Source organism: Pseudomonas sp. UBA6315 (assembly GCF_002438125.1).
GTDB lineage: Bacteria > Pseudomonadota > Gammaproteobacteria > Pseudomonadales > Pseudomonadaceae > Aquipseudomonas > Aquipseudomonas faucium.
On the sequence record NZ_DJTF01000182.1, the window covers coordinates 1 to 16362 of the forward strand.

The 16362-nt window shown below is 65.2% G+C and carries 18 protein-coding genes; 6 read left to right on the plus strand and 12 right to left on the minus strand.

Going from position 1 to position 16362, the window contains the following annotated elements; translation table 11 throughout:
- The 5 genes from mrdA to B3E94_RS21660 all read right to left on the minus strand — a co-directional run.
- Positions 1-1462: penicillin-binding protein 2 (gene mrdA, locus B3E94_RS21640; protein WP_286915136.1), on the minus strand; the 1462-nt coding region annotated here is incomplete at its 3' end.
- A 16-nt stretch (positions 1463-1478) separates the two neighbouring features.
- On the minus strand, positions 1479-1946 hold the full coding sequence (gene rlmH, locus B3E94_RS21645) for a 23S rRNA (pseudouridine(1915)-N(3))-methyltransferase RlmH (RefSeq protein ID WP_008090421.1): 468 nt from the start codon (positions 1944-1946) through the stop codon (positions 1479-1481).
- A 6-nt stretch (positions 1947-1952) separates the two neighbouring features.
- Positions 1953-2384, minus strand: a complete 432-nt coding sequence (gene rsfS, locus B3E94_RS21650; protein WP_176513738.1) for a ribosome silencing factor — start codon at positions 2382-2384, stop codon at positions 1953-1955.
- A gap of 45 nt (positions 2385-2429) precedes the next feature.
- Complete coding sequence (nadD, locus tag B3E94_RS21655) at positions 2430-3089, minus strand: nicotinate-nucleotide adenylyltransferase (RefSeq protein WP_176513735.1); 660 nt, start codon at positions 3087-3089, stop codon at positions 2430-2432.
- A gap of 1 nt (position 3090) precedes the next feature.
- Positions 3091-4362, minus strand: coding sequence for a glutamate-5-semialdehyde dehydrogenase (locus tag B3E94_RS21660; protein ID WP_286915138.1), 1272 nt, complete (start codon positions 4360-4362; stop codon positions 3091-3093).
- A gap of 203 nt (positions 4363-4565) precedes the next feature.
- Between B3E94_RS21660 and B3E94_RS21665 the strand changes: the two genes are divergently transcribed.
- Complete coding sequence (locus B3E94_RS21665; protein ID WP_236237790.1) at positions 4566-5258, plus strand: DNA-3-methyladenine glycosylase; 693 nt, start codon at positions 4566-4568, stop codon at positions 5256-5258.
- A 3-nt stretch (positions 5259-5261) separates the two neighbouring features.
- Positions 5262-6578 (plus strand): bifunctional DedA family/phosphatase PAP2 family protein, encoded by a 1317-nt coding sequence (locus B3E94_RS21670; protein WP_286915140.1) that lies wholly within the window; start codon positions 5262-5264, stop codon positions 6576-6578.
- Positions 6579-6696: 118 nt separating this feature from the next.
- Here B3E94_RS21670 and B3E94_RS21675 read toward each other — a convergent pair whose 3' ends face one another.
- From B3E94_RS21675 to B3E94_RS21685, 3 genes are read right to left on the minus strand one after another with little or no spacing between them, the layout of a single operon-like run.
- On the minus strand, positions 6697-7287 hold the full coding sequence (locus B3E94_RS21675) for an LON peptidase substrate-binding domain-containing protein (RefSeq protein ID WP_176513726.1): 591 nt from the start codon (positions 7285-7287) through the stop codon (positions 6697-6699).
- Positions 7288-7296: 9 nt separating this feature from the next.
- Positions 7297-8013, minus strand: a complete 717-nt coding sequence (locus B3E94_RS21680; RefSeq protein ID WP_176513723.1) for an LrgB family protein — start codon at positions 8011-8013, stop codon at positions 7297-7299.
- The gene (locus tag B3E94_RS21685) at positions 8010-8372 is read right to left on the minus strand and encodes a CidA/LrgA family protein (protein ID WP_016393460.1); all 363 of its coding nucleotides are present in this window, start codon (positions 8370-8372) and stop codon (positions 8010-8012) included. The genes B3E94_RS21680 and B3E94_RS21685 overlap by 4 nt, the downstream gene beginning before the upstream one ends.
- Before the next feature lie 143 nt (positions 8373-8515).
- On the opposite strand from B3E94_RS21685, the gene B3E94_RS21690 reads away from it, so the two are divergent.
- The 3 genes from B3E94_RS21690 (at position 8516) to B3E94_RS21700 (ending at position 11494) form a co-directional block, all read left to right on the plus strand.
- Positions 8516-8971: a MaoC family dehydratase gene (locus B3E94_RS21690; RefSeq protein ID WP_176513720.1), complete on the plus strand. Its 456-nt coding sequence runs from the start codon at positions 8516-8518 to the stop codon at positions 8969-8971.
- Between the two features lie 117 nt (positions 8972-9088).
- On the plus strand, positions 9089-10822 hold the full coding sequence (locus B3E94_RS21695; RefSeq protein ID WP_286915142.1) for a C13 family peptidase: 1734 nt from the start codon (positions 9089-9091) through the stop codon (positions 10820-10822).
- 27 nt (positions 10823-10849) lie between these two features.
- The gene (locus tag B3E94_RS21700; RefSeq protein ID WP_176513716.1) at positions 10850-11494 is read left to right on the plus strand and encodes an oxidoreductase; all 645 of its coding nucleotides are present in this window, start codon (positions 10850-10852) and stop codon (positions 11492-11494) included.
- 81 nt (positions 11495-11575) lie between these two features.
- Here B3E94_RS21700 and B3E94_RS21705 read toward each other — a convergent pair whose 3' ends face one another.
- The 4 genes from B3E94_RS21705 to B3E94_RS21720 form a co-directional block, all read right to left on the minus strand.
- Positions 11576-11863 (minus strand): YceK/YidQ family lipoprotein, encoded by a 288-nt coding sequence (locus tag B3E94_RS21705; RefSeq protein ID WP_236237794.1) that lies wholly within the window; start codon positions 11861-11863, stop codon positions 11576-11578.
- Positions 11860-12489, minus strand: coding sequence for a flavin prenyltransferase UbiX (ubiX, locus tag B3E94_RS21710; protein WP_286915143.1), 630 nt, complete (start codon positions 12487-12489; stop codon positions 11860-11862). The genes B3E94_RS21705 and ubiX overlap by 4 nt, the downstream gene beginning before the upstream one ends.
- Positions 12486-13835: a UDP-N-acetylmuramate:L-alanyl-gamma-D-glutamyl-meso-diaminopimelate ligase gene (mpl, locus tag B3E94_RS21715; protein WP_286915144.1), complete on the minus strand. Its 1350-nt coding sequence runs from the start codon at positions 13833-13835 to the stop codon at positions 12486-12488. Before mpl ends, ubiX begins: the two co-directional genes overlap by 4 nt.
- 66 nt (positions 13836-13901) lie before the next feature.
- On the minus strand, positions 13902-15875 hold the full coding sequence (locus B3E94_RS21720) for a sigma-54-dependent Fis family transcriptional regulator (protein WP_286915145.1): 1974 nt from the start codon (positions 15873-15875) through the stop codon (positions 13902-13904).
- 258 nt (positions 15876-16133) lie between these two features.
- Here B3E94_RS21720 and B3E94_RS21725 point away from each other — a divergent pair.
- The coding region (locus B3E94_RS21725; protein WP_286915147.1) for an aldehyde dehydrogenase family protein at positions 16134-16362 on the plus strand (229 nt) is incomplete at its 3' end.

The following is a 16362-nucleotide window of genomic DNA, read 5'->3' on the forward strand; positions in this document are numbered from 1 at the left end:
GCTGGCCTTCGATGGTCTTGGCCAGGTGCGGGCGGTTCCACACACCCTTGTTGGCGATCAGCGCGGTGGCCTGGGCCAGCTGCAGCGGCGTGGCCTGCATGTAGCCCTGGCCGATGCCGAGAATCAGGGTTTCACCCGGGAACCAGGCCTGGCGCCGGGTGGCGCGCTTCCACTCGCGCGACGGCATCAGCCCGGGCGATTCCTCGAACATGTCCAGGGCGACCTTCTGGCCGATGCCGAACTTGTTCATGTAGGTGGACAGGCGATCGATGCCCATCTTGTGGGCAAGGTCATAGAAGTAGGTGTCGTTGGAACGCATGATCGCGGTGTCGAGATCGACCCAGCCATCACCGGTGCGGTTCCAGTTACGGTATTTGTGGTCGTAGTTGGGCAACTGGTAGTAGCCAGGGTCGAACACCCGGCTGCCGGCGTTGACCACACCACTGTCGAGGCCGGCGATGGCCACGGCCGGCTTGATCGTCGAGCCGGGCGGATAGAGGCCGCGCAATACCCGGTTGAACAGCGGCCGGTCGATGGAATCGCGCAGTTCGGCGTAGGCCTTGAAGCTGATGCCGGTGACGAACAGGTTGGGGTCGAAGCTCGGCTGGCTGACCATCGCCAGCACCTCGCCGGTGCGCGGGTCAAGCGCAACGATCGCGCCACGGCGCCCACCCAGGGCGGCCTCGGCGGCTTCCTGCAGCTTGATGTCCAGGCTCAGCACGATGTCCTTGCCGGGCTTGGGGTCGGTGCGTTTGAGCACGCGCAGCACCCGGCCACGGGCGTTGGTCTCGACTTCCTCGTAGCCGACCTGGCCATGCAGGTCGTCTTCGTAGAAGCGCTCGATGCCGGTCTTGCCGATATGGTGGGTGCCGCTGTAGTTGACCGGGTCGAGGGTCTTGAGCTCTTTCTCGTTGATCCGCCCGACATAGCCGACCGAGTGGGCAAAATGCGCGCCCTGCGGGTAATGCCGCACCAACTGGGCCACCACTTCCACGCCTGGCAGGCGGAACTGGTTCACCGCCACTCGGGCGATCTGCTCCTCGTTGAGCTCGAACAGGATCGGTACCGGCTCGAACGGCCGGCGCCCCTGTTTCATGCGCTTCTCGAACAGCGTCCGGTCGTCTGGGGTGAGTTCCAGCACTTCGACGATGTTGTCCAGCACTTGCTGCCAGTCACCCGCACGTTCGCGGGTCATCGACAGGCTGAAGCTTGGCCGGTTATCGGCGATGATCACCCCGTTGCGGTCGAAGATCAGCCCGCGCGTCGGCGGAATCGGCTGCACGTGCACCCGGTTGTTCTCCGACAGCGTGGAGTGATAGTCGTACTGAATGATCTGCAGGTAATACAGGCGGGCAATCAGCACACAGATCAGCAGCATGATCGCGATCGCGCCGAACACGACGCGGTTGCGCACCAGGCGGGCGTCTTTCTCGTGGTCCTTGAGACGGATCGGCTGCGACATCGGACTGCTTACAGGCTCATTTGTGGTAAGGATGCCCGGACAGCACGGTCCAGGCGCGGTAGATCTGCTCGCCGATCAGTATCCTTACCAACGGGTGCGGCAAGGTCAGCGGTGACAGCGACCAGCGCTGCTCGGCGCGTGCGCAGACCTCCGGCGCCAGCCCTTCCGGGCCGCCCACCATCAAGTTCACCGTGCGCGAGTCCAGGCGCCAGCGGTCCAGCTCGGTGGCCAGCTGCTCGGTACTCCAGGGCTTGCCATGGACCTCGAGGGTGACGATGCGTTCCCCCGGCTGCACTTTGCTCAGCATGGCTTCGCCCTCCTGGCGGATCAGGCGGGCGACGTCGGCATTCTTGCCACGGGTGTTCAGCGGTATTTCCACCAGCTCGAGCGACAGCTCCTGGGGCAGGCGCTTGGCATATTCATGCCAGCCTTCCTCGACCCACTTGGGCATGCGCGAACCGACCGCGATCAGGCGCAGACGCACAGCGCTTTATTCCCGGTCTTTGAGCTTGTCGGTGAAGTAGTCGCTGGCGTTTTCCGGGCTGTGGTGCTTGGCATCGGCGGCACGGCTCTGCTCGGCACCCAGCCACAGGCGCTCCAGGTCGTAGAACTGGCGGGCAGCGGCGGTCATCATGTGCACGATGACGTCGTTCAGGTCCAGCAGCACCCAGTCGCTGTCGCCCTTGCCTTCTTCGCCCAGCGGCTGTGCGCCTTCTTTCTTGACCGCTTCACGGACCTTTTCCAGCATCGCGTTGATCTGGCGGTTGGAGGTACCGGTGGCAATGATCATGTAGTCGGTGAGGCTGTGCTTGTCGCGCACGTCGATGACCTGGATGTCCTGGGCCTTGACGTCTTCCAGCGCGCCGATGGTCAGCTTGACCAGTGCTTCGCCGCTGATGCCGTTGTTTTTTTGCTTGCTCATATAAAACTCGTTCAACTCGTTGGATGAGGCGCCCGCAGGGCACCGTCAGTTAGGCACACGATACAGTTCGTGTGCCTCGATGTAGGCCAGTACGGCGTCCGGCACCAGGAACCTCACCGATTTGCCGCTGGCCAGCAGCTGTCGGATCTGTGTAGCCGACACCGCGAGCGGTGTCTGCCAGACGAACGAAATATTTCCCGCCGGGCCGGACATGGCGGTGGGATCGCTCTCGGAGCGCGCAGCCAGCAGGTTGCGCAGCTCGTCAGGGGGTTCGACGTCGGCATCCGGGCGTTGCAGCACCAGGATGTGACAGTGTTGCAGCAATTCTTCCCAGCGGTGCCAGGCAGGCAGGCCGCAAAAGGCATCCCAGCCCAGCACCAGGAACAGCTGATCAGCGGCGCCCAGTTCGGCGCGGATCGATTCCAGGGTGTCAATGGTGTACGACGGCTTGTCGCGCGCCAGCTCCCGGGCATCGACGCTCAGGCGTTCGACGCCCTGCACCGCTTCACGCACCATCGCCAGGCGATCCTGCGCCGCCACTTGCGGGGTGTCGCGGTGCGGCGGCCGGGCGTTGGGCAGCAGACGCAACTCATCGAGCGCCATGAACTCGGCCACCTCCAGCGCGCTGCGCAGGTGACCGATGTGCACAGGGTCGAAAGTACCGCCAAGAATGCCGATGCGCCGGACTGCCTGGGCCTTGCTCAACTCAGCAGGACTCCTGGCCGCGCAGTTGGCCGTCGCCGATCACCACGTACTTCTCGCAGGTCAGGCCTTCGAGGCCGACCGGGCCGCGGGCATGCAGCTTGTCGGTGGAAATGCCGATTTCCGCACCCAGGCCGTATTCGAAGCCGTCGGCGAAGCAGGTCGGGGTGTTGAGCATCACCGATGCCGAGTCGACTTCGGCCATGAACTGGCGAGCCTGGCCCTGGTGTTCGGTGATGATCGAGTCGGTGTGGTGCGAGCCATAGTGGTTGATGTGCTCGATCGCCTGGTCCAGGCCATCGACCACCCGAACCGACAGGATCGCGTCGAGGTATTCGGTGTGCCAGTCGTCTTCGGTGGCCGGCTTGGCATCGATCAGCGCACGGGTGCGCTCGCAACCACGCAGCTCGACGCCTTTTTCCTGGAAGCGGCGCGCCATTTCCGGCAGGAAGCCTGCGGCAACGCGCTGGTCGACCAGCAGGGTTTCCATGGCGCCGCAGATGCCGTAACGGTAGGTCTTGGCGTTGAACGCCACGCGCCAGGCCTTGTCCAGGTCGGCGTGCTCGGCCACGTAGACGTGGCAGATGCCGTCCAGGTGCTTGATCACCGGCACACGGGCATCACGGCTGATGCGCTCGATCAGGCCACGGCCGCCGCGCGGGACGATGACATCGACGAACTCGGGCATGCTGATCAGCGCGCCGACCGCTTCCCGGTCGGTGGTCTCGACCACTTGCACCACTGCCGCCGGCAGGCCGGCCTCGGCCAGGCCACGCTGGATGCAGGTGGCGATGGCGCGGTTGGAGTGGATGGCCTCGGAGCCGCCACGCAGGATGGTGGCGTTGCCCGACTTCAGGCACAGGCTGGCGGCATCGATGGTCACGTTCGGGCGCGACTCGTAGATGATGCCGATGACGCCCAGGGGCACACGCATCTTGCCGACCTGGATGCCCGACGGGCGATTGCTCATGTCGCGGATGGCACCGACCGGGTCAGGCAGGCTGGCCACCTGGCGCAGGCCGGTGATCATGCCGTCGATGCGCGCCGGGGTCAGGGCCAGGCGGTCCAGCAGCGCAGGCTCCAGGCCATTGGCGCGGCCGGCGGCCAAGTCCAGTTCGTTGGCTGCGGCGAGCTCGGCACGCGCGGCGTCCAGGGCATCGGCAGTGGCTTGCAGGGCGCGGTTCTTCTGCGCGGTGCTGGCACGGGCGATCACCCGGGAGGCCTGGCGAGCGGCGCGACCCAAACGGGTCATATAGTCAAGAACGGACTCAGTCATGGGTTCGGTGTCTTGGCGAAGGGGAAATCGGCTGATTATAACTGTCGCGCAGGTATACGCCCAGCGGCGGGTGGCGGATGGTCGAAAATGGTCAGTTCGATCTGTGGATAAGTTGTAACGGCGCTTATCGAAATGCCCCGGTTCAGCCTCCATTAAGCCATTCGTTGCTATCATCCGCGCCTTGCCCCTGATGAACTGCCAGCATGCCAGATACAGCCCCCTGCCCTGCCCGCGCCCTGCCCGACAGCTTCTTCGACCAAGACGCCCAAACCCTGGCCAAGGCCCTGCTGGGCAAGGTCATCCGCCACCGCCACGGCGACCTGTGGCTGGCCGCGCGGATCATCGAGACCGAGGCCTACTACCTGACCGACAAAGGCAGCCATGCATCCCTGGGCTATACCGAGAAGCGCAAGGCGCTGTTTCTCGATGGCGGCCATATCTACATGTACTACGCACGTGGCGGCGACTCGCTCAATTTCAGCGCCAAGGGCCCGGGCAACGCGGTGCTGATCAAGTCGGCCTACCCTTGGGTCGACGCCATCTCCACGGCCAACAGCCTGGCGCAGATGCAACTGAACAACCCCGACGCCAGCGGCAACCTGCGCCCGCCGGAGCGCCTGTGCGCCGGGCAGACGCTGCTGTGCCGGGCCATGGGCCTGAAGGTGAGGCAATGGGACGCCCAGCGCTTCGACCCCGAACGCCTTTATGTCGAGGACTGCGGCATCGCCGTGCCCAAGGTGATCCAGGCCGCCCGCCTGGGCATTCCCCATGGCCGCGACGAACACCTGCCGTACCGCTTCGTCGATGCCGAATACGCCCGCTTCTGTACCCGGAACCCGCTGCGCCGTGGGCAAGTCGAAGGGCAAGATTTCTTCTTACATGAACAAGGAAGCTGAAACATGGGCCAATGGCTCGACAGCCTGACCGGCTGGCTCAGCGCTAACCCACAGTGGCTTGGCCTGGCAATTTTCCTGGTGGCATGCGTCGAGTGCCTGGCCATCGCTGGCATCATCGTGCCTGGTACCGTGCTGCTGTTCGCGGTCGCGGTGCTGGCCGGCAGTGGCACCTTCACCCTCGGCCAGACCCTGCTGCTAGGGTTTCTGGGCGGCGTGCTCGGTGATGCCTTGTCCTACGCCATCGGCAAGTACTTCCACCAGAACATCCGGCGCTTGCCGCTGTTGCGCCACCACCCGGAATGGATCGGCAGCGCCGAAACCTACTTCCAGCGGTATGGCATCGCCAGCCTGCTGGTAGGCCGCTTCATCGGCCCGCTGCGGCCCATGCTGCCGATGGTGGCCGGCATGTTCGACATGCCGCTGCCGCGCTTCATCGCGGTCAGCCTGGTGGCCGGCGCCGGCTGGTCGGTGGCCTACCTGCTGCCCGGCTGGGCCACCGGCGCGGCCATGCGCCTGCCGTTGCCAGATGGCTTCTGGCTGGATGCCGGGATCATCGCCGGCACCCTGGCGGTGGTCATCGGCCTGAGCCTGAACAGCAGCCTGCGCGACCAGCGCCATGGCACCCGGCTGATCGCCGGCCTGAGTTTCCTGGCCCTGGCTGGGGTGTTCCTCGGCTGGCCGTATCTGAAGGAGTTCGATCAGGGCGTGATGACGCTGGTGCAGGAACACCGCAGCCAGGCCCTGGACGGCGCCGTGGTGCTGGTGACCCGCCTGGGCGATTTCCGCACCCAGTTGTTCCTCGGCGGCCTGCTGACCGGCCTGCTGCTGCTCGCGCGCCAATGGCGCCATGCCGTGTTCGCCGGTGGCGCGCTGATGGGCACGGCGATCGCCAATGGCACCTTGAAATGGTTGTTTGCCCGCGCGCGGCCTGAGGTGCTGAGCGACCCGCTGACCAGCTACAGCATGCCCAGCGGGCACAGTTCGGCGTCGTTTGCGTTCTTTTTGGTACTGGCGGTATTGGCGGGGCGTGGGCAGCCGCCACGCATGCGCCTGACCTGGATAATGCTGGGCTGCATCCCGGCGCTGGCGATTGCCTTGTCGCGGGTGTACCTGGGGGTGCATTGGCCCACCGACATCATGGCGGGGGCCTTGCTGGCCTGCTGCGTGTGCGCGGTGAGCCTGACCCTGGTGCAGCATCGCCAGCCGCTCAATGCCCTGGCGCAGCGGGTGTGGTGGCTGGTGCTGCCGGCCTGCGTCGCGCTGCTGGCGTTCTTTGCCATGCATGCGTTGCCGCAGGCGTTGTTGCGTTACCAGTATTGAAGATGGGCTTGATGGCCTCTTCGCGGGGCAAGCCCGCTCCCACAGATTCGATTACAGCGGTGTCTCTGTGGGAGCGGGCTTGCCCCGCGAAGAGGCCGGTGCATAAAGCAACATTCAGTCAGGCAAACAGCTCGCCCTGAATCCGCTCCAGCAGCTTCTGGATTTCGGCCAGACGCTGCGCCGGCGAGTCGATCGCCAGCAGGTCCAGCTTGTCCTCCTCCATGAACGGCAGCAGGTAAGCCAGCTGATTGCTCAGCGCCTGGCGCCCGTCGACCTCCCGCGGCATGTCCAGGGCCTCGACCATCGGGTGCTCGCCCAGGGCTACCAGCAGCGCCAGCAGGTCATCATCCTGCTCGGTCAGCGGGCTGTCCGGCTGCTCCGGCAACCAGTGCACCTCGCCGAGCAGCAGCTGGTCCTTCTGCACCTCGGTCTGGCTCAGTTCGAAGCGGCGCACCCCTTCCACGCGGATGCCCAGCAAGCCATTGTCCTGCTGAACGAAGTCGCGGATCTGCGCCTCGCAACCAATCGATGCGACCTCAGGCGGCGCCTTGCCCACCTGTTCGCCTTCCAGGATGCACACCACACCAAAGCCGGTGCCCTGCTTCATGCACCGGCCAATCATGTCCAGGTAGCGTGCCTCGAAGATCTGCAAATCCAGCAGACAGCCAGGAAACAGCACGGTATCGAGCGGAAACAGCGGTAGCGTCATCACAACTCCTCAAGCCACCAGGCTGACCGCCAACGGCAGGAACACCGCCGTGGCCACCCCCATCAGGCTCATCGCCAACGCGGCAAACGCGCCGCACTCGTCACTTTCCTGCAGGGCCACCGAGGTGCCCACCGCATGCGCCGTCACGCCCAGCGACATGCCGCGGGCCTCGGGGCTGTGCACACCAAAGCGGGTCAGCAGCGCGGGGCCGAAAATGGCGCCGATCACCCCGGTGATCAGCACGAACACCGCCGCCAGGGCCGCCACACCGCCAATCTGCTCGGCCACCAGCATGGCGATGGGCGAGGTTACCGACTTGGGCGCCATGGTCATCAAAATCATGTGCTCGGCGCCGAACCACCAGCCCAGCAGCAGGCAGCACAGCGTGGCGAACAGGCCTCCGATTACCAGCGTAGTAAATGTCGGCCAGAACAGCTGGCGGATGCGCCGCAGGTTCAGGTACAGCGGCACGGCCAAGGCCACGGTGGCGGGGCCCAGCAGGATGTTCATGATTTCGGTGCTCTTGCGGTATTCACCGTAGTCGATACCGCACAGCAGCAGCACGCCAATCACCAGCACCATGGACACCAGCACCGGCTGCAGGAAGATCCAGCGCGTGCGCTCATAGGCAGCCAGCACGACCTGGTAGGCCCCAAGGGTAATGCCGATGCCGAACAGCGGATGGTGCACCACCGCATCCAGCGCACCTTGCCAGTCGAGGCTCATGGCTGCTCCTCGCGCTTGCCCTGGCGGTGCATGAGCTTTTGCATCAGCACGCCCACGAACACCAGGGTAACCAGGCAGGAAATCAGCAACGCCCCGGCGATGGCCCAGAAGTCGGCGGCAATGTCCTTGGCATACACCATCACCCCCACCGCCGGCGGTACCAGCAGCAACGGCAGGTAGCGCAGCAGGCTGCTGGCCGCCTCGTTCAGCGGCTTGCCCACTTCACCGCGGGCCATGAGGAAGAACAGCAACAGCAGCAGGCCGATGATCGGCCCCGGCAGCATCGGCACGCACAGATGATTGATTGCCGTACCCAGCAGCTGAAACAGCACCAGCCAGGTCAAACCACGCAACAGCATAAGCAACTCCTTCGGGCATGCCGGCCATTATAAGCATGCGCCGTCGATAAGCCGATATTCGCCGAAAAGCGGGCAACTTGACTGAATCGGTTAGCCGTGCTGATCTTGCACTTTCGTACCAAATGACAACCTGGAGAGTCGCGATGCCCTTTGTACCGGTTACCGAGCTGTCGCAGTACGTAGGAAAGGAACTCGGACGTTCCCAATGGCTGAAGATTGATCAACAGCGCATCAACCTGTTCGCCGAGGCCACCGGCGATTTCCAGTTCATTCATGTCGACCCGGAAAAAGCGGCGAAAACCCCGTTCGGCACCACCATTGCCCACGGCTTCCTGACCCTGTCGCTGATCCCCAAGCTGATGGAAGACATCTTGGTGATGCCCGAAGGGCTGAAGATGGTGGTCAACTACGGCCTGGACAGCGTGCGCTTCATCCAGCCGGTGAAAGTCGACAGCAACGTGCGGCTGAAAGTGGACCTGGGCGAAGTGATCGAGAAGAAGCCAGGCCAGTGGCTGCTGAAAGCCACCGTGACCCTGGAGATCGAAGGCGAGCAGAAACCTGCCTACATCGCCGAACCCCTGTCGCTCTGCTTCGTCTGACCCAAGCCTCATCGCGGGTTCGCCCGCGATGACCTGCGGATATTTCCACCCCGCCAGCCATACCTCAGCCCACCCAATCTGCGGCATACTCGGCAGACCTATTGCCCGGATTCCGACATGCGTGCTCTGCTGCCCCTCACCCTGACTCTGATGCTCGCCGCCTGCGGTGATGGCGAAGCGCTTTCGCCACCGGATGCGCGCCTGCCGGACGGTGGTCGCTACCGTGGCCAGGTGGTCGACGGCCTGCTGCAGGGCGAAGGGCGCATCGACTACCCCAATGGCAGCTGGTATGCCGGCGGCTTCAAGGACGGCCAGTGGCATGGCCAAGGTGAATGGCACGGCAGCAACGGCGAAATCTATCGCGGCCAGTTCGCCGCCGGCCTGTTCCAGGGCCTGGGCGATTTGACCACCCCCGGCAGCCACTACGCCGGCACCTTCAGCCATGGCCGGCGCGATGGCGAAGGCACGCTCAAGCAGGCCGACCAGAGCTACCGCGGCCAGTTCAAGGACGACCAGTACGACGGCGCAGGCCAACTCGAAATGGCCGACGGCAGCCGCTACCAGGGCCTGTTCGCCAAGGGCAAGCCCAACGGCGCCGGGGTGCGCAGCGATGCCAGCGGCAATCAGTTCAGCGGCCGCTTCGTCGATGGCCAGCTGCAAGGCAGCGGTACTTACGACAGCGTCGATGGCGAACAATACATCGGCGAATTCAAGGACAACCGCCTGGAAGGCCGCGGCCGCTACGAGAACGCCGACGGTGATGTGTGGATCGGTGAATTCAAGGACGGCTCGCTGGTGGGCGAAGGCGAAATGCTGGGCAGCGACGGCAGCCACTACAAAGGCCATTTCGTCGACTGGCGGCTGTCTGGCCAGGGCAACCTGCAACTGCCCGATGGCAGCAACTACAGCGGTGGCTTCGACAACGATGCCTACCAGGGCAAGGGCAAGCTGACCCTGGCCAACGGCAAGGTCGAAAGCGGCTACTGGGCCAACGGTGTGCGCGTGCGTGACCAGAACGGCACGCTGCTGCCCGACCCGCTGGACCTGGCCCTGCTCAACCAGGGCCGCCTGCTGGAAGAAGCCCTGGCCCGCGTGCCGCGCTCCGCCCCGCCGATCCAGCTGTACAGCCTGGTGCTGGCAGGCGATGGGCAGCAGAGCGTGTTCCTGCGCGAGGCCGACTATGTCAGCAACATGCTCAAGGTACGCTTCGGCGCACGCGGGCAGGTCACCCTGGTCAACCACCGCGACCAGATGGCGACCCGGCCCATGGCCACCCGCGAGAACCTGACCCGCGCCGCCCGCACCCTGGCCGAGCGCAGCGGCCCGGAAGACCTGGTGTTCATCTACCTGACCAGCCACGGCAGCCAGGATCACCAGCTGGTGCTCGACCAGCCGCGCCTGCAGCTGGCCGACCTGAGCGCCGACGAACTGGCCAGCGCCCTGGCGCCGCTCAAGGACCGCGACAAGATAATCGTCATCTCCGCCTGCTATTCCGGCGGTTACATCGCACCGCTCAAAGACGAGCGCACGGTCATCATGACCGCCGCACGCGCCGACCGGGTGTCCTTCGGCTGCTCGGAGGAGGCGGACTTCACCTACTTTGGCGATGCCCTCTTCGCCGAGGCGCTGAACCAGACCGATGACCTGAAACAAGCGTTTGAACTGGCGCGCAGCAGTGTTGCCGAACGTGAAGGAAGGGAAGGTTTCGAGGCCTCCGAGCCACAGCTCTGGGCCCCACCCGCAGTACTGGCACATTGGCAACGCCTGCGCCAGCAACAAGCGGAAGAAGCCTTGCGTAATGCCGCACGAGCCAAGTCTGGGGAACAGGAAAAAACCTCCGGCAACCACTAAGCTTGTGTGTAACACAGGAGAGACATCATGTACTTGACGCCTCAGCATGTCCTGCTTGCCGGAGCCACAGGCCTTACCGGTGAACACCTGCTCGATCGCCTGCTCAACGAACCCACCATCAGCCGCGTATTGGCGCCTACCCGTCGGCCACTGGCCGAGCATCCGCACCTGGAGAACCCGGTCGGCGACCCGGCGGTGTTTCTCCCGCAGCTGGCCGGGCGCGTCGATATCGCCTACTGCTGCCTGGGCACCACCCTCAAGCAGGCCGGTTCCGAACAGGCGTTCCGCGCTGTCGACCTGGACATGGTGGTGGCGTTCAGCAAGCGTGCGCGGGAAATGGGCGCCCGGCATCTGCTGGTGGTCAGCGCCATCGGCGCCGACCCCAAGTCGTCGATCTTCTACAACCGGGTCAAAGGCGAGATGGAAGAGGCGCTCAAGGCCCAGGACTGGCCGCAACTGACCATCGTCAGGCCATCGCTGCTGTTGGGCGAGCGCATTCAGCCACGCCTGGGCGAGCGGCTGGCTTCACCGTTTTCGCGGTTGATACCGGGCAAGTATCGGGGTATCGAGGCATGCACCCTGGCACGGGCGTTGTGGCGCCTGGCGCTGGAAGAGGAAGATGGGATTCGGGTGATCGAGTCCGACGAACTGCGCAGGCTCGGCAAGAAATAGCGCCCTATCGCCGGCAAGCCGGCTCCCACAGATGCTTCATTTTGCAGTCCCTGTGGGAGCCGGCTTGCCGGCGATTGCTCCTTAAAGACCACCCGTGGCCTGAAAGCCAATGCCCGCCGCCGTCAGCAACGAAAGCGGCAGCAACACGGTATCGAGCAACGCACTGCCCGGCAGGTCCAACCCCGGATACGCCGGCGCCTCGGCACCAAACCGATCCCTCGGGCAGCAGCCCCCCTTCATTGCGTACAAATCCAGCCGCGTGCCGGCATACACCACCGGCGCCCCCGGCTTGTTCGCATCCAGCGTGCGTACCGTGGCACAACCACCCAGCAGGCTGACAGCCAGCAACCCGGCCAGCGAACGCTTCAATCATCCACCCCGAAGTGGTGCTCGCCCCAGCGCGGCAGCATGTCCTGCGGAATGTTCAGCAGGTTGAGAATGCGCGCCACCACGAAATCGATCAGGTCATCGATGGTCTGCGGCTGGTGATAGAACCCCGGCGCCGCCGGCAGGATCACCGCCCCCATCTGCGACAGCTTGAGCATGTTTTCCAGGTGGATGGTCGACAGCGGCGCCTCGCGCGGCACCAGGATGAGCTGGCGGCGCTCCTTGAGGGTGACGTCCGCCGCACGTTCGATCAGGTTGTTGCAAGCGCCGGTGGCAATGCCCGACAGGGTACCGGTGGAACACGGCACCACCACCATCGCCGCCGGGGCGCCGGAGCCCGAGGCCACCGGCGACATCCAGTCTTCCTTGCCATACACGCGGATCTGCCCATCGGCGGCCCCGGTGTATTCGGTGAGGAACGCCTGGATCGCCTGAGGCTTGGCCGGCAGCACCACGTCGGTTTCGGTGGACATCACCAGCTGCGCGGCCTTGGAGATCAGAAAGTGCACCTCGCGGTCTTCGCGCACCAGGCAGTCGAGCAGGCGCAGGCCATACTGCGCCCCGGAGGCGCCGGTCATGGCCAGGGTGATGCGTTCCGGCCCGCTCACTTCAGGGCCTCGGCCAGCTTGCCGTGCAGGCCGCCGAAGCCGCCGTTGCTCATGATCACCACATGGGTGCCCGGGCGCGCCTGGCCTTTGACCCGCTCGATGATCGCTTCCAGGCTATCGGCCACCACGCTCGGCACCGTGCACTGCGCAGCGGTGGCGGCCAGGTCCCAGCCCAGGTTGGCGGGCGCGTACCAGATCACCTGGTCGGCATCGTTGACGCTTTCCGGCAGGCCATCGCGGTGGGCGCCCAGCTTCATCGAGTTGGAACGCGGCTCGATGATCGCGATCACCGGCGCTTCGCCTACCTGCTTGCGCAGGCCGTCGAGGGTGGTGGCGATGGCGGTCGGGTGGTGGGCGAAGTCGTCATAGATGGTCACGCCCTGCACTTGGGCGACCTTCTCCATGCGCCGCTTGACGCTCTTGAAGGCGCTCAGGCCTTCGATGGCCAGCGCCGGGGCCACGCCCACATGGCGCGCGGCGGCCAGGGTGGCCAAGGCGTTGGCGACGTTGTGCTGGCCGGTCAAGGCCCACTCGACCACGCCCTGCGCCTGGCCTTCGAACAGCACCTCGAAACGCGAGCCGTCGGCGCTGAGCAGGCGAGCCTGCCACTGGCCACCTTCGCCGGTGGTCTGCACCGGGGTCCAGCAGCCCATGCCGATCACGCGCTCCAGCGCCTGTTCGGTGGTCGGGTGAATGACCAGGCCTTCGCTTGGAATGGTCCGCACCAAGTGGTGGAACTGCCGCTCGATCGCCGCCAGATCAGGGAAGATATCCGCGTGATCGAACTCGAGGTTGTTGAGGATCGCGGTCCGCGGGTGGTAATGCACGAACTTGGAGCGCTTGTCGAAGAAGGCGCTGTCGTATTCGTCGGCCTCGACCACGAAGAACGGCGTGCCGCCCAAGCGCGCCGACACCGAAAAGTTCTGCGGCACGCCACCGATCAAGAACCCCGGGCTCATGCCGGCATGCTCCAGCACCCAGGCCAGCATGCTGCTGGTGGTGGTCTTGCCGTGGGTACCGGCCACTGCCAGCACCCAACGGCCCTGCAGCACGTGGTCGGCCAGCCACTGCGGGCCAGAGACATAGGGCAGACCCTTGTTCAGCACGTATTCCACCGCAGGGTTGCCCCGCGACATGGCGTTGCCGATCACCACCAGGTCGGGCGCCGGGTCCAGCTGGGCCGGGTCATAGCCTTGGGTCAGCTCGATGCCCTGGGCTTCGAGCTGGGTGCTCATCGGCGGATAGACGTTGGCGTCGGAGCCGGTGACGCGGTGGCCCAGCTCTTTGGCCAGCACTGCCAGCGAGCCCATGAAAGTGCCGCAAATACCGAGAATATGAATGTGCATGGTCGACCTCGCAAAACTTCGAGGCAGGGTAGCGTAGGAAGAGGGAAACCGCACCCGATGTTTCGCTCAGACGCCCCTGGCGATGCCGTGTTTGCGCAGTTTTCGATATAAGGTATTGCGGCTGATGCCCAGGTGCTCGGCGACGCGGGTCAGATGCCAGTGCTTTGCCTGCAGAACGGCCAGCAGCGCTTCACATTCGGCTTGCTCAAGGCCAACCGGAGCGCTGTTGCCCGAGCAGCGAAGGCTCTGTGGGAGCGGGCTTGCCCCGCGAACACCGGCAAAGCCGGTGCCATCCAGCGCGTTGCCCGCTCCCAAAGAGGCCGCGGTGTTGCGCAAAACCGCGGGCAGGTCATCAAAGCCAATGCGGCCGTGATCGCAGAGCGCCACCAAGGTGCGCAGCACATTGCGCATCTGCCGCACGTTGCCCGGCCAGGCAAAGTCCAGCAGTGCCTGGCGCGCCTCGGGCTCCAGCTCCACCGCCTGCCCTTGCGCCTCCTGGCGCAGCAGGAAGTCCAGCAACTGTGCCTTGTCGCTGCGCTCGCGCACCGCCGGCATCGCCACCTCAAGGCCATTGAGCCGGTAATACAGGTCTTCGCGGAAGCTGCCCTGCCCCACCCGTTCCAGCAGGTCGCGGTGAGTGGCACTGACGATACGCACATCCACCGCCTGCGCTTCGCCGCCGATCGGCACTACCTGGCGCTCTTCCAGCACACGCAGCAGGCGGGTCTGCAAGGCCAGCGGCATATCGCCGATCTCGTCGAGCAGCAGCGTGCCACCATCGGCCTGCAACAGCTTGCCGCGCATGCCTTCCTTGCGCGCCCCGGTGAAGCTGCCGCCGCGATAACCGAACAGCTCGCTCTCGATCAGGCTCTCGGGGATCGACGCGCAGTTGACCGCCACGAAGGGCTTGCCGCGACGCTGGCTGGCCTGGTGCACGGCCTGGGCGAACGCCTCCTTGCCGCAACCGGTCTCCCCGCGCAGCAGCAACGGCACGTCGCGCTCGAACACCCGCAGGGCGCGGTGGAAATCGTTTTGCAGCGCCGGGTCCAGCAGGCAGATGCCCGGCTCGGCCTGCGGGCGCCGTTGCACCAGGCTGGCCGGCACCGACCACAGCGGCGTGCGCGGCTGGCCGCGCACGCTGGCGAACACCTGGCGGCCGTCGCGGGTATGCAACGGCCAGGCCGTGCTGCCATCAGGCGTAGCACGGCTGAACAGCTGCTCATGATCGACGGCGAAAAAGCGCTCCAGCGGCTTGCCCAGCACGCCGCCACGAATGCTGCCCAGCAGGTTCAGGGCGCTCTGGTTGGCCGCGCAGATGCGGCCGTCGCCGTCGAACGCCAGCAACCCTTCGCTGAACAGCCCGACCGACTCGGCCTGCAGATGGAAACGCAGCAACCATTGATGCTCGAAGTGGCGCAGGAAATAACAGCTCTCGATCATCTTCGCCGAGAGGTTGACCAGGGCCATGGTGTGGAACTGGCTCTGGCGCGAGACGTCCGGGCGCGCCGAAGACACATCGAGCACCGCCAGCAGCTCGCCATGGGGGTCGAACACCGGGCTGGCCGAGCAGGTCAGCCCGGTATGGCGGCCGCGAAAGTGTTCTTCCTGGTGGATGGTCAGGGCCTGGCGCTCGACCAGGCAGGTGCCGATGCCATTGGTGCCCTCGCGGGCCTCGCTCCAGTCGGCGCCCAGCCACAGCCCGGCACGTTCGAAGATGCGCCGCTCGCCCGGTGCGGTGACGCAATTGAGGATCACCCCGCGAGCATCGGTGAGCAACACCGCATGGCCCGAGCCGGAAAGCTGCTGGTGCAGGCTGTTCATTTCGCCGTTGGCGATGGTCAGCACCTGGTGCAGGCGCTCGCGGCTCTCCAGCAGGCGACCGTGCTCGAGCACCACCGGGGCCTCGATCACCGAGGGGTCGAGGTGGTAGTCCTCCAGGCAGCGCAGCCAGGAACGGGCAATCGAAGGGTCGCTGCCCGCTTCGCCGCGGGCGACGGTATGCACCTGCTGGGCATGGCGACTGAAATGATCGTTCTGCATTAGTTGTTGTTCTCCGCAGATAGAGACTCTTTCCAGCATCCTCCACCCCACCGGCCTTTGCAATGCACCAGCACCGGGCGTGTCGCAAACGGCACAAAGTGTCACCCCGCACTGTGCCAGCGCTGGCACAGCGGCTGACCGGCCAGTGCCGAACCCTGACCCAAGTCATTGATTCCCCTGGGCCTGGCCACACTGGCCCAACCTTTGCTCTACGCTTCTCAACTCCTTCAACAAACACAATTAACCAGGAGACACACCATGCGTTATGCACATCCCGGTACCGACGGCGCGAAGGTTTCCTTCAAGAGCCGCTACGGCAACTACATCGGTGGTGAGTTCGTAGCTCCGGTCAAGGGCCAGTACTTCGAGAACACCTCCCCGGTGAACGGCAAGCTGATCGCCGAATTCCCCCGCTCCACCGCCGAAGACATCGACAAGGCCCTCGACGCCGCCCACGCCGCCGCTGACGCCTGGGGCCGCACCTCGG

Excerpts from the sequence above, each read along its gene's own strand:
- B3E94_RS21660 (WP_286915138.1), bottom strand. The coding sequence starts at position 4,362 with ATGACTGAGTCCGTTCTTGACTATATGACCCGTTTGGGTCGCGCCGCT.
- B3E94_RS21670 (WP_286915140.1), top strand. The coding sequence starts at position 5,262 with ATGGGCCAATGGCTCGACAGCCTGACCGGCTGGCTCAGCGCTAACCCA.
- rsfS (WP_176513738.1), bottom strand. The coding sequence starts at position 2,384 with ATGAGCAAGCAAAAAAACAACGGCATCAGCGGCGAAGCACTGGTCAAG.
- B3E94_RS21665 (WP_236237790.1), top strand. The coding sequence starts at position 4,566 with ATGCCAGATACAGCCCCCTGCCCTGCCCGCGCCCTGCCCGACAGCTTC.
- B3E94_RS21675 (WP_176513726.1), bottom strand. The coding sequence starts at position 7,287 with ATGACGCTACCGCTGTTTCCGCTCGATACCGTGCTGTTTCCTGGCTGT.
- B3E94_RS21720 (WP_286915145.1), bottom strand. The coding sequence starts at position 15,875 with ATGCAGAACGATCATTTCAGTCGCCATGCCCAGCAGGTGCATACCGTC.
- B3E94_RS21680 (WP_176513723.1), bottom strand. The coding sequence starts at position 8,013 with ATGAGCCTCGACTGGCAAGGTGCGCTGGATGCGGTGGTGCACCATCCG.
- B3E94_RS21700 (WP_176513716.1), top strand. The coding sequence starts at position 10,850 with ATGTACTTGACGCCTCAGCATGTCCTGCTTGCCGGAGCCACAGGCCTT.
- mpl (WP_286915144.1), bottom strand. The coding sequence starts at position 13,835 with ATGCACATTCATATTCTCGGTATTTGCGGCACTTTCATGGGCTCGCTG.
- B3E94_RS21685 (WP_016393460.1), bottom strand. The coding sequence starts at position 8,372 with ATGCTGTTGCGTGGTTTGACCTGGCTGGTGCTGTTTCAGCTGCTGGGT.
- B3E94_RS21690 (WP_176513720.1), top strand. The coding sequence starts at position 8,516 with ATGCCCTTTGTACCGGTTACCGAGCTGTCGCAGTACGTAGGAAAGGAA.
- B3E94_RS21695 (WP_286915142.1), top strand. The coding sequence starts at position 9,089 with ATGCGTGCTCTGCTGCCCCTCACCCTGACTCTGATGCTCGCCGCCTGC.